Raw genomic sequence first — 16,748 nt, forward strand, 5'->3', positions numbered from 1 at the left:
CGTGACGCCGGTCCGGTGACCGACGTCTTCATCGGCGATGCCGGGGGCATCACCGTATGCTCGTGCCCCTGTCATCCTCTCGCCATGGCGGGAGAATGATCCGTGGGGGCGGGGTCTACCCGCGCGACCAGCCATTCGGTCAGGGACGCGGCATCCGACGCCCCCGGGCCCGCCCTCACCGCGCTCAAGGCCAGGGTAGAGAGCCAGTCGCCCAGGGCCGCGACACTCTGGGCATCCAGCGCCTGGTCATCGACGGTCAAGCAGTGCGGCAGCAGCTCGCCAAGCGCCTCCAGCATGGCCACCGGGACGAGGGCCTGGTCGGCGGACGCTTCGGCCGGAAGCAGCATGCCGCCAAGCGAAACGGTGGCGGGCAACCCGTACGGGGCCACGCCGGCGATGCCTGGCAGGGGAAAGTCCAGGGGTTCGGCGATGCTCGGATCCGAGAGGTCCAGCCGTACGCCGCGGGTCAGCACGCCATTCGCGGCCTCCCGCAGCCGCTGCAGCAGGGCGCGGCTCTCCTCCTCGTCGGGGAGCAGGCAGAGCACCCCGCGGCCCTGGGGGGTGACCAGCAGGGTCGCGTCGACGACCGGGCGGCCAGGCCTCGCGGCCTGCCGCATCAGGTGCGACGTCACTACCGGGCCCAGCTGCGCCAGGGTCAGCCGCGAGGCCAGCAGGCGGTCGTCGGTGGCCAGGGCATAGCCCACGGACGCGCGCAGCACCGAGAGCCGCGGCAGCCGGCTTGATGCCTCGGCGTCAAGCGGCGAGAGCCGTTCGCCGAACCATGTCACCAACCGCGCCATGGCGGCGCCGCTTCCCGCGTGAAGGGCCCAGTCACGGCCGTCCAGCTGGAGCCTCATGGCCCGCCCCGACGACGACACCGGCGTGGCCTCGTCAGGGATATCGCACGCTTCCGGCGGCGCAGTCGGGGGGGTGCCCCGCTGACAGAGCAGGCCGGCACGACACCAGTCGTGCAGGGTGGCCCAGACCTCCCGGCGCAGGCGCTCGTGATCGGTCCCCCGCTCGTCCGTGATCAGGTCCGTGGCGTTGGCCAGCGCCTCGACGATGGCATCCAGATCCAGCCCCTCGGTCGCCAGCAGCCAGATCAGCGCGGCCGTGTCGTTGGGTCGGTAGAGATCGCCGCGACCGGTGTGGTAGAGGGCGAGACGCTCCTCGTCGACGATCTCCGCGACGCGGCGGCGCGCCAGACGCGGAGCCGGCAACGCCCGCCCGGCGAGCCCCTCGGCCAGCCGCCAATCGGCCAGGCTCGGCAGCGTGAAACAGGGCAGGTAGCGCTCCGGCTCGGCGGCGGGGAGCAGCCGCAGGAAGCCGCCGGCACGCGCCCGCTCCGCCTCGGCCTCGGCGACCAGCGCTGCGGCGGTGTCCCGCCCCGGCGCCTGGTCCGCCTCTCCGCTCGCCAGCTCTCTCGCCCCCTTTCTCGCCCCCTTTCTCGCCGTCCGGCCGGGGATATCGAGCAGCGTCACCAGGTCGCGGACCAGCCCGCCCTTGACCGCCTCCTCGACGCGCCCGCCCGACTCCGGGGCGGCGCAGATGCCAAGCGAGGGGCTCAAGTTGCACTCGAGGATCCACGGCGTGAGGGTGTCGTCCACCAGGCAGTCGAGCCCCAGCAGCTCGTAGCAGCCGCGGGGATCGGCGCCGGCCTCGGCGGTGCGCGCGCGCATGGCGTCCACGGCGGAGATTGCGGTGAGCGCCACCAGGTCCTCGATGCGAGCGAAGAGGGCCTCGTCGTCGTGCCCTTGGTCCTTGAGCCACTGGCGGTAGCGATCCAGATCGATGAACTCCACCGGCACCTCGGCGCGGTCGTTCAGGGCATTGATGTCCGGATTGGTCAGCTGGCTGTAAGGGTTGTCGGCATCGTCGGGGTCCCAGGGCTCCGAGGCCAGCTTGGCGAAGCCCTGGCGGTAGAGATAGACGCGCAGCGGCGCAAGCGAGCTGATCAGCACATAGAGGCGCAGCACGTACTTGTGGCCGCGGATGGTGTGGGGGTTGGCCAGGTACTCCTGCACCAGCCAGTCCCGGGCGAGGGGCGCCTCGGCGACATCAGAGAGCACGCGTACGCCCTTGCCCTTGGAGGCGTTGGTGGGCTTCAGGATCCAGCGCTGCTCGGGATGCTCCCGGGCCGCCTGCTGCAGCGCGTGGTAGTCGTCGGGCATCACGTAGGCGCGGGGAAAGAAGCCCAGGCGCTTGGCAAGCTCATGGTCGGGTCCGTGGCTCTCGATGATGCGCTCGCGCAGGGCGGCGAGGCTCTCGTGCAGGCGACTCTTGACGGTGAGCGCGGCGTTGCCCGGGAAATGGTTCATGATGCGTCTCGGCGAGACCCGCCGGAACTCTCCGGCCTCCGGCATGCCGGTGATCCAGGCGGCGTCCCAGTCCTGCGAGTCCCCGACCCGCCAGCCCAGGGGTTCCAGGGCCTCGCGGAAGAAGCGGTCCTGCTCCGCGGCCCGCTGGCCGCCCAGCCAGAAACGTCTCGGCGAATGCTGCTCCGTCATGCTCGGATTCTCCTGTGCGGCCATCGCGTTGGTGATGCCGTGGCGGTGAACTCTGGACGCTCTGTCGTCGCGGCCAGGCGCTCCTTACAGCGATAGCAACCGTCGGGCGATCTGTCGCGCCTTGATTTATGGAACGATCGGTACTAAATTCATCCCCCATGACACGAGGACGCCCCATCGCTTTCAGCCCCGACGAGGCCGCCAGCGCCGCCATGCAGGTCTTCTGGGCACGAGGCTACGACAGCGCCTCGACCCGCGACCTGCTGGAGGCCATGCGCCTCTCGCGCAGCAGCCTCTACCAGGCCTTCGGCAACAAGGAGCAGCTGTTCCTCGAGGCCCTGCGGCGCTATCGCGCGTCGCTGCTCGGCCGGCTCGAACGCCGGCTGGCGGCGGCGCCCTCGGCCATGGGCTTTCTGGAGGCGCTGTTTCGCGAGACGGCCGGCGAGGCCGGCGACGAGCGCGCCGCCCTGGGCTGCCTGATCTTCAACTCGGCAAGCGAGCTCGGCCAGCGAGGCGATGCGCCGTCGCAGCACGCCCAGCAGAGCGTGGCCGCCATCACGGCGCTGTTTCAGCATGCCGTGGAACGGGCCCAGGCCGAGGGCGACGTTGACCCCGAGCGAGATGCCGATGCCCTGGCCGGCTACCTGACGATGGGCATGGCCGGCCTCAGGACCCTGTTGAAGAGCGGAGCGGACGGCGAGCAGGCCCGCCAGGCGGTGGAGCTGCTGCTGGACGGCCTGCGACGCCGATGATCGCCCAGCAGAAGGTCCCTATTTGCCATTTAAGGAACGATCGATCCAGAAATAGCACGACACTCAGCATCCATGACGACGCAGGAGGTACGCCACATGTCAGCCAGCTATCAGATGCAACTCCCTCCCCAGACCCTCGAGACCGCCGACGCCAAGGCGAAGCCGCTGCTCGAGCAGGCCAACGAGACCCTGGGCTTCGTGCCCAACATGTACGAGGGCATGGCGAAGGCGCCCGGCGTGCTGGACACCTACCTGCACGGCTATGCGCTGTTCCGCGAGGACTCCGGCTTCGCGCCGCCCGAGCAGGAAGTAGTCTTTCTGACCATCAGCCGGCTCAACGGCTGCGGCTACTGCATGTCCGCCCACAGCATGCTGGCCGACAAGATGTCCCAGGTGCCGGCCGAGGTGCTGGAGGCGATCCGTCACGACCGGCCGATTCCCGACGAGCGCCTCGCGGCACTGAGCACGTTCACCCGGGTGATGTTCGAGACCCGGGGCATGCCCGGCGAGGCGGACGTCGAGGCCTTCCTGGCGGCGGGCTTCGAGGAACAGCATGTGCTGCAGATTGTCCTGGCGCTGGCCGTCAAGACGCTCTCCAACTACGCCAACCACGTCAATCACCCGCCCGTCGACGAGGCCTTCGCCGACTACGCCTGGCAGGGCTGAGGCCTGCTGCCCCACACGACGACGCCCTGGCCGGATGATCCGGCCAGGGCGTCGTCGTGTGGGGCGTATCGGTGCGGGGCCAGGCGGCTCAGGCCAGCCGCTCGGCCAGGGCGTCGAGATCGGCCACCGTGAGGTCCGGATCGATGCCCCAGGGATCGAAGGGCGCATCCGGGCTGCGCCGCACCCAGGCGGCGTGCAGGCCGGCATGGCGGGCGCCGATCACGTCGAAGGCGTTGCTGGAGATCAGCCAGGTATCGCCTGGCTCGCTCTCCAGCCGATAGCGCAAGTGGGCGTAGACCGCCGGGTCGGGCTTGAAGCGCTTGATCTCGTCGGCGCTGACCACGTCGTCGAAGTGCTCGCGAATGCCGGCCTGGTCCAGCAACCCCTCGACCGCCTGGCGGCTGCCGTTGGAGAAGGCCACGCAGCTCATCCCCCCCGCGACGAATCGCTCCAGCGCCGCCGAGGCCTCCGGGAAGGCCGGCAGGCGCGCATAGACGCCCATCAGGTGCTCCTTGTCGGTCTCCGAGAAGTGCGTCTGCAGGGCCCGGTCGGTGAACTCCAGTGCCTCGCGGGTGCAGCGGGCGAAGTCGACGTAGGCGCCCATCAGGCCGCGGCGGAAGCTGTACTCCAGCTGCTTGTCGCGCCAGCGCCGCGAGAACTCGGGCGCCAGGTCCGAGCGGTCCTGCCCGGCGAGACGCTGCTCGAGTTCGGCGACCACGCCGTGGGTGTCGATCAGGGTCCCGTAGACGTCGAAGGCGAGTATCGTGGCCATCTCCTTGCTCCTTCCATCGGTGAAGGCTCCCAGCGTGCGCCAGGACGCCCGCCGCGACAAGTCGGCGCGGGCGGCCTCAGCCGGCCTTGAGCCGCGACAGGGCGAAGCCCGCGATGGCGGTGTCCTGCACGCCGGTGCCGGTGAGATCGCATACCGTCAGGGTGGCATCGGACAGGCGCAGGCGCTGCCCCTCGGCGATGACCCGACCAAGCTCATGGACCTTGAAGGGCACCTCGCCGCCGGCGAAGGCCTTGAGCTCGCCGTTGCTCTCACTCTGGGCGCGAGTGTCACAGACGAAGGCATCGGCGCGGGTCAGCACCGAGGCGTCGAGTTCGCGCTTCTCCGGGCTGTCCGAGCCCATGGCGGTGACGTGCACGCCCTCGGGCAGGTCCCGGGCGTGGAGCAGCGGCGTGCGCGACGGGGTGGCGGTGACGATGATGTCGGCCGCCGCGCAGGCGCTCGCCACCTCGTCGTGCACGGTCACCGCGAGCCCCGCGGCCCGCATCCGCTCGGCGTAGGCCTCGGCGCCCTCGCGGCGGCGCGCCCAGACGTCGAGGGTATCGATGTCGCGCACCAGCCGCAGCGCCTGGACCTGCTGCTCGGCCTGCTCTCCCGCGCCCAGCACCGCGACCCGGCGGCTGTTCGGCCTCGACAGGTGCTTCGCCGCGATGGCGCCGGCGAGTGCCGTGCGCACCCGGGTGAGGTAGCCCTCGTCGAAGAGCACCGCCTCCACCTGGCCGGTGCGGGCGGAGAACACCATCATCAGGCCGTTGAGGCTCGGCAGCCCCAGCCGCGGGTTGTCGAAGAAGCCGGGGCTGACCTTGATGGCGAAGCACTCGGCGCCGCGGATATGGGCGGTCTTGACGTCGACCTCGCCGTTGGCCTCCTCGATGGCCATGGAGAGGATCGGCGGCTGCACCACCTCGCCGCGACCCAGCGCCGCGAACCCCGCCTCCACGGCGGCAAGTGCCGCCTGGTCGATGCCGACGGCGGCCTCGATGGCCTCGCGCTGATAGAGCTGCATGGCAATCTCCATGAAACACTGAGGGCTCACTCCAGGACAAGCTGAGGGCTCACTCCAGGACAAGCTGAGGGCTCACTCCAGAAAAGCTGAGGGCTCAGCGTCCCGCCAGGGCCCGGGCCCGGTCAAGGGTCGCAAGCGACACGGCGTTGCCGGAGAGGATCAGCGCCACGCGCTGGCCGCGCACGTCGAAGGCCGGGGGCTCGAGTGCATGCGCCTCGAGGGCCGCGAGCCCCACCGCGGCGGCGCCCTCCACCAGCACCTTCTCGTGCTCGAGGAGCGCCACCATGGCGCCGGCGATGGCGCGCTCCGAGACCTGGAAGTGGTCGTCCATCACCTCGCGCACCAGCGCCAGGGTGCAGCGGTTATCCGCCCCGATGCCGCCGCCCAGCGAATCGCCCAGGCTCTCGACCTCCTCGACGGCCACGGGTCGCCCGGCCTGGAGACTTGCCCACATGGCCGCCCCCTGCGACAGGCTCACCCCGGTGACCCGGCAGGCGGGCCGGATCGCCTTGATCGCGGCGCCGATGCCACCCAGCAGGCCGCCGCCGGAGAGCCCGACGATGACGCGATCGAGCGCCGGACAATCCTCCATCAGCTCCAGGCCGATGGTGCCCTGCCCCGCCGCGACGAGGGGATCGTCGAAGGGCGGGATCAGGGTCATGCCGCGCTCGTGCACGAGTCGCTCGACCTCCTCGAAGGCCTCGTCCTGGCTGGCCCCGACGCGCCTCACCTCGGCGCCCAGCGCCTCGACGGCGGCGACCTTGTCGGGCGGCACCAGCTGCGACAGGCAGATCACCGCCGGCAGCCCCAGCCGCGCGGCGGCGTGGGCCACCGCCCGACCGTGATTGCCGGTGGAGGCGGTCACCACGCCGGCCGCCAGGGCCTCGCGGCCGTGGCGCTCGATCAGCGCGGCGATCATGTTGGTGGCCCCGCGCAGCTTGAAGGCGCCGGTGGGCTGGTGGGTCTCGAGCTTGAGCAGGATCTCGGCGTCGAAGCGGGCCGAGAGCGCCGCCGAGCGCACCAGCGGCGTGCGCACCGCCTCGCCGGCGAGGCGCCGACGCGCCTGATAGAGGCTCTCCAGGGTGACAGCGTGATGGGGCATCTTTCCTCCCTGCCAACGGCGTCGCCGCGGGCGAGCCCGCGGCGACGATGAGCAATGCTGAGGGCCGCCGGCCCCGGGCGGGACCGACGACGACTGAACCGTCAGGCGACGGTGGCAGCCAGGCCCTTGACGGCGCCCTCGCGAACCAGCTCGTCGAGCACCGCGTCCACGGCGCGACGGGCCCGGGCGACGATCTCGTCGACCTCCTCGCGGCTGGTGGTCAGCGGCGGCGCGAAGCCCAGGATGTCGCCCTGTGGCATGGCGCGGGCGATCAGGTTCTCCTCGAGCGCCGCGGCGGCGATGCGCGGACCGACCTTGAGCGCCGGATCGAAGTCCTGGCGACGAGCCGGGTCCGCGGCGAACTGCAGCGCCGCCAGCATGCCCACGCCGCGCACGTTGCCGACGATGGGATGGTCGCCGAAGGCGGCCTGCATCTGCTGCTGCAGGTAGGCGCCGGTCTCGGCGGCGTTGTGGGTCAGCCCCTCGCGCTCGATGATCTCGAGGTTGGCCAGGCCCGCGGCGCAGCCCAGGGCGTGGCCGGAGTAGGTCCAGCCGTGGCCGATCGGGCCGTACTCGCCGGTGCCCTGCTCCAGGACCTTCCACACGCGATCGCCGACGATCACCCCGGAGAGCGGCTGGTAGGCGCTAGTCAGGCCCTTGGCCACGGTGATCAGGTCGGGCTTGATGCCGTAGAAGTGGCTGCCGAAGTCGGTACCGATGCGCCCGAAGCCGCAGACCACCTCGTCGGCGATCAGCAGCACGTCGTACTTGGCCAGCACCGCCTGGATCTCGCTCCAGTAGCCCTCCGGCGGCGGCACGATGCCGCCGGTGCCGAGCACCGGCTCGCCGATGAAGGCGGCCACGGTCTCCGGGCCCTCGGCGAGGATCATCTCCTCGAGCTTGGTCGCGCAGTGCTTCGAGAACTCGCGCTCGGTCATGCCCTCGAGCTCCGCGGCCCGCTGGTAATAGAACGGCGCCTCGGTGTGGCGGATGGTGTCGATGGGCAGGTCGAAGTGGTCGTGGAACGCCTTGAGGCCGGTCAACGAGCCCGAGGCGATGCCGGAGCCGTGGTAGCCGCGCATCCGCGAGATGACCTTCTTCTTCTGCGGCAGGCCACGCACGTTGTTGTAGTAGCGCACGATCTTGAGCTGGGTCTCGTTGGCATCACTGCCCGACATGCCGTAGTAGACCTTGGACATGCCGGGGCCGGCGAGCTCGAGGATCTTCTCGGACAGCGCGATCTGCGGCTCGTTGGAGTGCCCCACGTAGGTGTGGTAGTAGGAGAGCTCGAGGGCCTGGCGATAGATGGCCTCGGCCACCTCGGTGCGGCCATAGCCGATGTTGACGCAGTACAGGCCGGCGAAGCCGTCGATGAACTCGCGGCCATCCTTGTCGACGATGTGGATGCCCTGGCCGCCGGTGATCACCCGGCCCGGCGCATCGCCGTGGGCGAAGTCGCGCAGGTGGGTGGAGGCGTGGAAGGTCACCTTGCGGTCGCGCTCGATCAGGTCCCGGTGCTGCTGGCTCATCTCGTTCTCTCTTCTCATGTCAGACTCCCCGGCATCCTGCGGGGAGAAGGTTTAAATGGTTGTCGCAAGATCACTCATCTGGAGAGCTCTGCGAGCGAAGGCCAGAGAAAGCGGATCCTGGAGAGAACAGCGGAGTTTACGTTCCGTAAATGAGCATGTTCGAACCAGGATCCAACGCCCTATGGCCGAGCGCAGCGAGCTCAACTACCAGACACGGAGCCCAGGGCGCCGAGGCAGTAGTACTTGGTCTCCAGGTACTCGTCGATGCCGGTCACGCCGCCCTCGCGGCCGAGGCCGGAGTGCTTGACGCCGCCGAAGGGCACCGGGGGGCCGGTCATCTTCACCGAGTTCACCGACACCATGCCGAACTCCAGAGCCCGCAGGATCTTCCAGATGCGGCGAATATCATGGGTGTAGAGGTAGGCCGCGAGGCCATACTCGGTGTCGTTGGCCATCTCGATGACCTGGTCGTCGTCGGCGTAGGCGGTGATCCCGGCCACCGGCGCGAAGCTCTCCTCGTGCCAGAGCTTCATGTCGTGGGTGACGCCCGAGAGCAGCGTCGGCATGAAGAAGTTCTCGCCGGGCGCCTGGCTCTGGTCGCCGGCCACCAGGGTCGCGCCCTTGGAGATGGCATCGTCGACGATGGCCGCGGCCTTCTCCACCGCCTGGCGATGGATCAGCGGGCCCAGGTCGATCTCGCCCTCCAGGCCGTTGCCCACGGTCAGCGCCGCCATGCGTTCGGCGAAGTGCGCGACGAACTCGTCATGGATCGACTCGTGGACCAGGATGCGATCCGCGGCCAGGCAGTCCTGCCCGGCGGTCTGGAACTTGGCCGCCACCGCGGCGAAGGCCGCCTCCTTGGGATCCATGTCCGGCCCGACGATGAAGGGGGCGTTGCCACCCAATTCGAGGGAAACACGCTTCACCGTGTTCGCGCACTGCTCCAGCAGCAGCCGGCCGACCCGGGTGGACCCGGTGAAGGAGAGCGCCTTGACGCGATCCTCGCCGCACAGGATCCGCGACACCTCGGGCGGGTCGCCCAGCACCACGTTGAACACGCCGGCCGGGATGCCGGCGCGCTCGGCCAGCTCGGCGAGCGCCAGCGCCGAGAACGGGGTCTCGCCGGCGGGCTTGACGATCACCGTGCAGCCGGCGGCCATGGCGGCGGCGGCCTTGCGGGTGATCATCGCCAGCGGGAAGTTCCAGGGCGTGATCAGCGCGGCGATCCCGACGGGCTCCTTGAGGGTGCCCAGTGCGGCGTTGGGGATGTGGCTGGGGATGGTCTCGCCGAAGGTGCGCTTGCCCTCCTCGGCGAACCAGCGCACGAAGCTGGCCCCGTACTCCACCTCGCCCCGGGCATCGGGCAGCGGCTTGCCCTGCTCGAGGGTCATCAGCAGCGCGAGGTCCTCGCGGTTGGCCTGCAGCAGGTCGTACCAGGCGAGCAGGCGCTCGCAGCGCTCGTCGGCGCGCAGGGCGCGCCAGTGCACGAAGGCGGCCTCGGCGGCATCCACGGCGCCGGTGATCTGGTGGGGCTCCAGCCAGGGGATGTGGCCCAGCGCCTCGCCGGTGGCCGGATCGAACACGGCCTCCTCGCGGTTGCCGTCGCCATGGGTCCACTTGCCATCCACGTAGGCGTACTGACGGAACAGACGCGGATCGCTGAGCTTGTTGGACAGAGTCATGCGCTACCTCCCCTGACGCGCCGGCGTGTGTCAGCGCCGGCGATATTCCGGCGCGGCTCTGGGCGCCGAGAAAACGAAGAAACGGACGAGCCGCCTGTCGCTAGGTCGCAGGACGGCTCGATGGGTACAGGGTAAGGGCGATGGCGGGACGAGACTTTTCGTTAACCAATGAATAAGGCGCAGGATTTTTTGTCCTGCGCCGTGACGCTGCGGTTTTTTCTGTAGGTTCCTTTTTCCGTTGGCCCCGGCTCTCAGCCAAGCGGCGGATCGGCCAGCGCCTCCTCGGTGAACACCAGTAGCCCGAGCTCGGGCCGGTAGCCGTGGATCTCGGTGACATCCAGGGCCTGCAGGAAATGCAGGATCTCCTCGCTGACCACCTGCCCGGGCACCAGCACCGGGAAGCCCGGCGGATAGGGAATCACGAAGCTCGCCGAGACCACGTCGCGGCCATCGCGCATCTGGGCCTGAAGCTCGCCGTTGTCGAATCGCAGGTACTCGGTGTGCTCCTCGTCGTAGCTCAGGAAGTAGGCGCGGCGGATGTCCCCCTCCGGGGTCTGGCTGTCGGCCACCGGGCGGAAGGCGTCGTGGAAGCGGCTGAAGTCCGGCAGCGGCGGCAGCTCACAGGTCAGCGAGTGGACACGGTTCTCGATGATCTTGCGCTCGGGGCGGCTGCTCTCCTCCCAGCGGTACTCGAACTCCTTGGCCAGCTTGATCAGCACGTCGAGCAGGTAGGCGATGGCGCCCCGGGAGGTGCCGATGTTGGTCATGAACAGCACGGTGTTGCGCGAGGTCTTGTTGATCTGGATGCCGTACTTGTTCATCAGGTATTCGTTCTTGAAGGTATCGCCGTCGATACCCGTGGCGCCGATGGCGATGGTGATGCGGCTGGGGTCGACGACGAACTCGTCGTTGGCCCAGGCCTCCTCCATCTTGTTCCAGCCGGTGACCGGGTCGTAGAAGGTCTCGACCCCCGATTCGCGATACTCCAGCGGCACCATGTCCTTGTTGATCAGCACCCGGAAGTACTTCTGCAGCAGCGGGTGGGTGTAGAGCTGCTCGCGCAGCGACAGCGCCGCCTCGACCTGGGCGTGCACCAGCTCGAAGCCCTCCATCTCCGCCTGCATGCGTCCCACGTCCAGCGAGGCGATGATCTGGTAGTTCGGCGAGGTCGAGGTATGGGTCATGTAGGCCTCGTGGAACGGCGCCTCGACCTTCTGGCGATAGTCCTGATCCCAGATATGGATCATCGAGCCCTGGCGCAGCGAGGTCAGGGTCTTGTGGGTGGAGTGGGTGGCATAGGCGCGGATGCGCACCGTGTCGGGGTCGGGCATCAGGCGACGCTCGAGCCAGGTGGCATCGTCGTCGGGATCGAGGGCGTCGAACTCGGCCTTCCAGGCCTCGTACTCCTCGCGGTAGGACTCGCTGCGGTAGCGGTCCCGCAGGGTGCGGGCGGCGTGCATGGCGGTGCGCGGCCGATAGGTCGGGTTGAAGCCGGCGAAGGCGAACCAGGCCTCGTCCCACAGGAAGACCAGGTCGGGCTTGATCGCCAGGCACTCCTCCATCACCCGCCGCACGTTGTAGACCACGCCGTCGAAGGTGCAGTTGGTCAGCAGCAGCATCTTGACCTTGTGGAGCTGGCCCGAGCGCTTGTAGCCGAGCAGCGTCTTCTTGATCTCGTGCAGCGGCACGGCGCCGTACATCGAGTAGTCGTCGAGGGGGTAGGAGTCGAGATAGCTGACGTGGGCACCGGCCAGCACCATGCCGTAGTGGTGCGACTTGTGGCAGTCGCGGTCGATCAGCACGATGTCCCGGGGCTTGACCAGCGCCTGCACCACGATCTTGTTGGCCGTGGAGGTGCCGTTGGTGACGAAGAAGGTCTGGCGCGCGCCGAAGGCCCGGGCGGCGTACTCCTGGGCCTTCTTGATCGGCCCGTAGGGCTGGAGCAGGGAGTCGAGCCCGCCGGAGGTGGCCGAGGTCTCGGCGAGGAAGATGTTGATGCCGTAGAAGTCGATCATCTGCCCGGCCCAGTGGGAGCGGGTGATCGACTTGCCCCGCGAGATGGGCATGGCGTGGAAGACCCCGGTCGGCTTCTTGCTGTACTCGCGCAGGGCATCGAAGAAGGGCGTGCGGTAGCGATTGTCGATGGCCCGCAGGATGGTGTGGTGCTGCTCGATGTAGTCCGTCTCGCGGTAGAAGATGCGATTGAAGTGACGGATGTCGCGGCTGGCCGTGGCCTCCACGTCGCCGCTGGTGACCAGGAACTGATCGATCTCGGGACGCAGCTCGTGGATCATCGAGCTGAGCAGGATGCTGCGTTCGGCCTCGGTCTGGTTCTCGAGCGACTTTTCCGAGATGCCCTCGAGGTAGCTGCGCAGGGCGCTGAGGTTGTACTTCGACTTGTAGGGAAACTCGTAGCGGATCAGGCAGGCCTGGATGTTGGGGTTGACCAGCACCGCGATCAGCGCGTCCTCGAAGCTGCGCACCGTGACCACATCATAGACGAAGCGATCTTCCGGGCGACGCATGTTGTGGAAGGCCTCGCGGACCACCTCCTCCTCCGGCGCCGAGAGGTTGTCGACGATCAGCAGCTCGAAGTAGGGCTGGGCCGAGCTGTTGGAGGCCGGGTGGCCGCGACGCAGCTGCGCCAGGGCATCGAGGGTCTCGAGATCCTCGGCGTCGGCATCGGTCTCGGAGAGATCGACGTGGCGGCGCCGGTAGGACTCGCTGATCAGCGCCCGCACCAGGCGCTTGACCACCTTCTCCAGCAACCCATACTCCTCGCGGTCGAAGAGCGCCCAGAGGTGGCGAAAATCCTCCTTGGAGGGGAAGGCGTGATAGTCCTCGATGATCTCGAGCCGCGTCAGCTTGACGTCGACCGCCTTGACCAGGTTCTTGGCCCGGCCCTCGTCCTCCAGGCGCACCAGCTGCCCGAGGTCGCGCTTGAGCGCATTCCAGGTGTCGGCACGCAGCTGGGAGATCTTGTGGTAGAAGCCCAGGGCCGTGTAGGGCGTCTCGGTGGGACTCGTCTCTGGCATGTCAACACCCATCCATGTTCGTTGTTGTGAAAACGCAGCGCGACGGCGAGCGAGCCGGGATCAGCCGGCAGGCAGGCCGCGCGCCCCATAGCGCACGGTGACTCGCTCCTCGGGAAAGTGATCGAAGCTCAAGTCGAGGGTCAGGCCGGGCCAGTGAAACTCCGCGCGCCCCGTCGCGGGACGATAGACCGCGGTATAGACCGTCCCCAGGCCGCGGCGATAGTCGTGGCGGAACAGCGGCGGCGACGAGAAGGCGGCGATCAGCCGCTCGTCGGTGGTGGCCTCGTCGTCTACCAGGATCGACAGCTGGCGCTCGCGGATCAGCGTCTCCGAGGCCAGGGCGTGGGCGTACCACTCGATCTTCTTCTGGTGATTGGTCGCCACCGGCACCCGCCGGATGCTGGCGCGACGATCCGGGCCGATCATCGCCGTGACGTAGCGGCCGGCGGCGTCGGCCACGGTGATGTTATAGGCCATGTGGGTGGGGATCCGCGCCAGCACCTCGGCCGCCTCGGGCACGCTGTCGCAGAACTCCAGCAGGTAGCGCAGGATGATCGGCGCGCCGAAGCCCTGGCCCACCGTCTTGCGCCCGCCGAAGGCCAGCGAAACGGCGAGCCCGCGGTCGTTCATGCCGTCGAGCACGCCCCACAGGCAGTCGGTCATGGCGATCACCCGCCGCTCGTTCCAGTGGGTGTAGAGAATGGTCCCCTCGCAGAGCTCCGGCGGGTAGTCGTAGTTACGCGCCAGCACCGTGGAGGAGGGACTGGCCAGCACCGCCTGGGAGCAGCCGGTGATGTAGGGCGGCGGCTGGTAGAGGCTCAGGAAGCGCGCGGCGAGGTCACCCCCGCCGGCCAGCTCGCAGAGCGACCGGTAGGTATCGAGCAGTTCCGGCATGTGCCGGCGCAGGGCGTTGTAGCAGGCGAGATATCCCGGCCGCTCTCGCTCCCCCTCGCTCAGGTACCACTGCTCGTAGGCCGGCCAGTGGTACTCGAACAGCGCCTGCCAGCGCGGCCCCGCCGTCGCCTCGTGCACGGTGCGAAAATCGAGCATCTTGTCCATGTCGCCCGGCGGTACCTCCCGCGACGAAGGGGAACCGATCCCGGTGTTCACAGGATCTTGAAGTTGCCGCCGCCGACGGCGTGGCTGACGGCCACCTCCTCCACCACCGGATCCTGGAGCGACTGTCCCGCGTACTGGCCGCGGATGCCGTCGATCCACGCCTTGGCGCGCTCGTTGAGCTGGAAGTCGTCGTCCATCAGGCGCCCGCGGGTGATCAGGATGCCGAGATCGGCGCCCTCGTAGCGGAAGTCGCCCGCCCCGCTGATGCGCAGGAAGAAGCCTTCGCTTTCGTCCTCGGCGGCGTGGGGGTGATAGTTGTAGTGGTGATAGCCGATGCTGGCGTCGGCGGCCATCTTCCAGACCCCGGTGCGCGGCGCCTGGGTCAGCAGATCGACGCTCTCGTCGGTGTGCTTGATGACCAGCTGGCTCCAGCTGTCGACGCTCTCCGGATGCGCCCAGCGCTCGTTGATCTCGTTGATGTCGAGGTCGAAGTCGACGTCGGAGAACTCCAGCAGGTGGAACAGGAACAGCGGGATGTCGGAGTGGGCGAAGGCCGCCACGTTGGTCAGCGAACTGGCCCCGGTGACCCGCGGATTGAGCTCGCCGAGATAGACCTCACCATTGTCCATGTCGATCAGGAAGTCGAGCTCGAAGTAGCCGCGATAGCCCTCCTCGCGCAGCGCCTCGCCGAACTGGAAGGTGTACTCACGGGCCTTGTCGCGGACCGACTGGTCGAAGGCGCCGGCGAACATCTCGTTGCCGCACCAGCCGCCCTTGTAGGGGGTCAGCGTCTTGAAGCCAACCAGCTCGGTCATCAGCGGGCCGACCACCGTGCCGCAGCGCGTGGCGCAGGCCTCGATGGCCGAGCCGCGGCAGTTGATGCGCTTCATGATCTTGACCTCGGCCTCGGCCTCGATCTCCTCGGCGTGCTTGTAGTAGTCATCCTCGCTGGAAATGAAGAAGGTGGTGTGGCCAGAGTCGCCGAAGGCGGTCTGCACCACCAGGTCGTCGCCGAGCTCCCGGCTGACCTCGCACAGCTCCTGGTAGCTGCCCACCTTGGCCAGCACGTTGGGCACGCTGGGCACGCCGGCCTTGTTGCCGATGCGCACCGTCTCGATCTTGTTGTCCATCCGCGAGCGCAGCTTGGCCGGCGGGAACGCCACCTTGAGGCCGAGCTGCTCGCAGACCTCCTCGGTGTGCTCGTCGAACATCAGGAAGGCCGCCACGCCGGCGTTCTCGCCCTGGGCGCGGGACTGGATGAAGTCGATGACCTCCTTGTGCTCGAGGAGGTAGTTGTTGATGTCCTCGATGCTCTCGAAGTCGCGGGGAAACTTCTCCTTGGGCACGAAGACGTTGCGCTGCTGGCCCTCGAAGCAGTCGATGTAGTTGATGTGGCGAAAGTTGCCGACCCAGTCGCCGATACCCAGCAGGTTGAAGTTGGTGGCCGAGATGAAGTAAATCGGCTCCTTGTTATTGAGGAAGTGGCGGCGTACGTCGGCAATGGTTGTTATTTTGCTCATCGAGGTCGCTCCATCGGGGACGGGGGTGGCGCCGGGCGCCTGGTGCGCGGCAGGGGCCGCCGGGGGGTTGCCAAACAGGCGGCGCAGCAATCGAAGCAGTGGCTCCAGCATGGAATCTCCTTGTCACTGCACCGCCCGAAGGCGAGGGATCAGTACTCTTCGATGTCGGCTCGAACCGGCTTGGCCAGCGGCCCGAGGGTATCGAGGAACGGGCTCGAGCCGGTCTCGCTGCGATACAGCGAGAAGTCGACCTTGCGATCGCGGAAGCTCTTCAGCGGCTGGCCCAGGCCGCGCAGGCCGGTCTCGCGCTCGCGGCGCACGCGGTTGAGGTCGACCTCGATCGGCATGACCTCCTCGCCGGTGCCGGCCTGGTGAATGACGTCGCCGGAGGGCCCCACCACGATGGAACGGCCGTTGCCGATGGCGCCGGCGCCGTTGATATCGAAGAAGTAGCACTGATTGACCGCCGCATTGGTACGCGCGATGGACAGCTCGATGTCACGGTCGATGGTGTCGGTCATGGTCGGGTGCAGGATCACCTCGGCGCCCATGGCGGCCAGGGTGCGGGTGGTCTCGGGGAACCACATGTCGTAGCAGATCGAGACCCCGAAGCGCGCCACGTTGGGCACGTCGAAGACGACGAATTCACTGCCGCTCTCGACGCCCGCCTCGTAGGGGCGGAAGGGGAACATCTTGCGAAAGCGGGACACCACCTGGCCGTGGGGGTTGATCACCGACAGGGTGTTGTAGATGCCATCCGGGGTCTGCTCGAACATCGAGCCGGGAATCAGCCAGATGCGATGCTGCTCGGCGATCTGGCAGAACAGCGCCTCGGCGTCGTTGGGCAGCGGTTGCGCATGGTGCGGCGAGGCCCCCATCGGCATCAGCTCGCTGAACAGCACCATCTGTACCTGAGGAAAGCGGCTCATCAACACGTCGATGCGGTGGCGCATGGCCTCGGTGTTGTCACCGTGGTGCAGGGCGTGCATCTGCACCCCTGCAATCGTGAAATAGGACATAGGAGCTCTCTGCGTCAGGCGATCTTGAACACTTCCGGGGCACTATCGAACACGAACCGGCACCAGCGGATGCATGCCGGC

12 protein-coding genes are annotated in these 16,748 nt (G+C 68.2%); 2 read left to right on the forward strand and 10 right to left on the reverse strand.

What is annotated here, in order from left to right:
* Window positions 1–71: 71 nt before the first annotated feature.
* The gene (locus tag ACGTNG_RS01375) at window positions 72–2,507 is read right to left on the reverse strand and encodes a PqqD family peptide modification chaperone (RefSeq protein ID WP_394575033.1); all 2,436 of its coding nucleotides are present in this window, start codon (window positions 2,505–2,507) and stop codon (window positions 72–74) included.
* Window positions 2,508–2,665: 158 nt separating this feature from the next.
* On the opposite strand from ACGTNG_RS01375, the gene ACGTNG_RS01380 reads away from it, so the two are divergent.
* The gene (locus tag ACGTNG_RS01380; RefSeq protein WP_394575034.1) at window positions 2,666–3,259 is read left to right on the forward strand and encodes a TetR/AcrR family transcriptional regulator; all 594 of its coding nucleotides are present in this window, start codon (window positions 2,666–2,668) and stop codon (window positions 3,257–3,259) included.
* Window positions 3,260–3,355: 96 nt separating this feature from the next.
* The gene (locus ACGTNG_RS01385; protein WP_394575035.1) at window positions 3,356–3,925 is read left to right on the forward strand and encodes a carboxymuconolactone decarboxylase family protein; all 570 of its coding nucleotides are present in this window, start codon (window positions 3,356–3,358) and stop codon (window positions 3,923–3,925) included.
* 88 nt (window positions 3,926–4,013) lie between these two features.
* Here ACGTNG_RS01385 and ACGTNG_RS01390 read toward each other — a convergent pair whose 3' ends face one another.
* From ACGTNG_RS01390 to ACGTNG_RS01430, 9 genes are all read right to left on the reverse strand, one after another.
* Window positions 4,014–4,697 (reverse strand): haloacid dehalogenase type II, encoded by a 684-nt coding sequence (locus ACGTNG_RS01390; protein WP_394575036.1) that lies wholly within the window; start codon window positions 4,695–4,697, stop codon window positions 4,014–4,016.
* Between the two features lie 76 nt (window positions 4,698–4,773).
* Window positions 4,774–5,721: a cyclodeaminase gene (locus ACGTNG_RS01395; protein ID WP_394575037.1), complete on the reverse strand. Its 948-nt coding sequence runs from the start codon at window positions 5,719–5,721 to the stop codon at window positions 4,774–4,776.
* Between the two features lie 94 nt (window positions 5,722–5,815).
* Window positions 5,816–6,823, reverse strand: a complete 1,008-nt coding sequence (eutB, locus tag ACGTNG_RS01400) for a hydroxyectoine utilization dehydratase EutB (RefSeq protein WP_394575038.1) — start codon at window positions 6,821–6,823, stop codon at window positions 5,816–5,818.
* Between the two features lie 101 nt (window positions 6,824–6,924).
* Window positions 6,925–8,370 carry an aspartate aminotransferase family protein gene (locus ACGTNG_RS01405; protein WP_394575039.1) on the reverse strand — a complete coding sequence of 482 codons (1,446 nt, stop codon included), beginning with the start codon at window positions 8,368–8,370 and terminating at the stop codon, window positions 6,925–6,927.
* 182 nt (window positions 8,371–8,552) lie between these two features.
* On the reverse strand, window positions 8,553–10,034 hold the full coding sequence (locus ACGTNG_RS01410; RefSeq protein WP_394575040.1) for an NAD-dependent succinate-semialdehyde dehydrogenase: 1,482 nt from the start codon (window positions 10,032–10,034) through the stop codon (window positions 8,553–8,555).
* A 251-nt stretch (window positions 10,035–10,285) separates the two neighbouring features.
* Entirely contained in the window at window positions 10,286–13,069 is a 2,784-nt protein-coding gene (locus ACGTNG_RS01415; protein WP_394575041.1) for an aminotransferase class I/II-fold pyridoxal phosphate-dependent enzyme, read from the reverse strand.
* A 60-nt stretch (window positions 13,070–13,129) separates the two neighbouring features.
* Window positions 13,130–14,128, reverse strand: a complete 999-nt coding sequence (locus ACGTNG_RS01420) for a C45 family autoproteolytic acyltransferase/hydrolase (RefSeq protein ID WP_394575042.1) — start codon at window positions 14,126–14,128, stop codon at window positions 13,130–13,132.
* A 47-nt stretch (window positions 14,129–14,175) separates the two neighbouring features.
* On the reverse strand, window positions 14,176–15,648 hold the full coding sequence (locus ACGTNG_RS01425) for a biotin carboxylase (protein WP_394575043.1): 1,473 nt from the start codon (window positions 15,646–15,648) through the stop codon (window positions 14,176–14,178).
* A 149-nt stretch (window positions 15,649–15,797) separates the two neighbouring features.
* A complete protein-coding gene (locus ACGTNG_RS01430) occupies window positions 15,798–16,667 on the reverse strand; it encodes a carbon-nitrogen hydrolase family protein (protein ID WP_394575044.1) in 870 nt (289 codons plus the stop codon).
* Window positions 16,668–16,748 lie beyond the last annotated feature (81 nt).

It is taken from the genome of Halomonas sp. B23F22_3, from assembly GCF_043496965.1.
Taxonomy (GTDB): domain Bacteria; phylum Pseudomonadota; class Gammaproteobacteria; order Pseudomonadales; family Halomonadaceae; genus Halomonas.